Origin of the sequence: Gilliamella sp. B2923, from assembly GCF_026536565.1 — a bacterium.
GTDB lineage: Bacteria > Pseudomonadota > Gammaproteobacteria > Enterobacterales > Orbaceae > Gilliamella.
This window is the reverse complement of record NZ_JAFNNZ010000044.1, coordinates 1-1168: the sequence shown is the minus strand read 5'-3', so window position 1 is coordinate 1168 and position 1168 is coordinate 1. Positions and strand designations below refer to the sequence as shown.

The window sequence follows — 1168 nt, the reverse complement described above, 5'->3', positions numbered from 1 at the left end:
ATTGAATAATTTATCTCTTTTTTATGTATATTATTCACTTTATCTATCTTAACTCATAATAAATATGGATGCTCAAATCATTGTGGTTGATTCACATATCGTTTGTAAAACGTGCCAATAACCAATACATTTAGCAAATTATTTTTTATTAGCAATAATAGATAGGACAGATATTTATCACGCAAGAACAATATCGCCGCAACGAAATTGAAGCCAAAAAAGTTGATCAACTTATTCAAGCCAATATCGAAAATATACCAGTTGAAAAGAAAAAATCATTCTTCTCACTTTTCTTAAGTGTGTTTAATGGTGGCTAGTTGATAGACCACCTGAAAATATGGTTTTGTCAAATATGGCTATTTAATTGTTTAAATAGCCATATCAGCATTTTATCATCAAGAAACACTGACTCGTTACTTTCTGACATATAAATAACGATATTCTCCTTCATTAAATTTTATATTTGTTAATGCTGTTGTTATTTCTTGCGTAAGTTTAGTTGATAAAGTTATATTCGATGAGGATAGTGTAAAATCTGGTTTGATAATTTGTTCATCGACATATTGTATAAATTGAAGAAATTGATCAGTATCTTTTTTGGATAAATATAAACTTTTTGCCACCATCATATTAATAAGCTTATTGTCAAACTCCAAAATAATCGTTTGATATAGCACAGCGGTACTTTTAAACATTGTTACTGTTTGTAATGCTGACCATTGAAAAGTTTGATTCAATTTTTTATGGTCATCAATATTAATCAAATATGAATTGACATTGATCGTCATTTTTTTACGGAAGAAACGAACAATAAATATAGCAAACAGAAAGACAGAAAATAATTGCGGAACAAGCATTCCAATAATATAGAAGACCTCAAAGTATTGGTTGGGAATCATCGGCATGATCGCATCACAGAAAAATACAAATAAAAAAATGAGACAACAAAAGACTAAAAAAGCAAAGCAAAAAATGAGCATCATTAAATTTTTAAATGAGCGCCGAGTGAAACAACGAAATTCAAATGTACGATTTTGCATTAACTATTCCTTATATTTGTTTTAGAACTATAGTCTAAAGACATTTTTAATTATATCGATATTGAATAATTTATCTCTTTTTTATGTATATTATTCACTTTATCTATCTTAACTCATAATAAATATGG

The 1168-nt window shown here is 27.6% G+C and carries 1 protein-coding gene; it reads right to left on the bottom strand.

Annotated features, from left to right (window positions below; all coding sequences use genetic code 11):
- Positions 1–413: 413 nt before the first annotated feature.
- A complete protein-coding gene (locus J3U42_RS12245) occupies positions 414–1040 on the bottom strand; it encodes a hypothetical protein (protein ID WP_267336610.1) in 627 nt (208 codons plus the stop codon).
- Positions 1041–1168 lie beyond the last annotated feature (128 nt).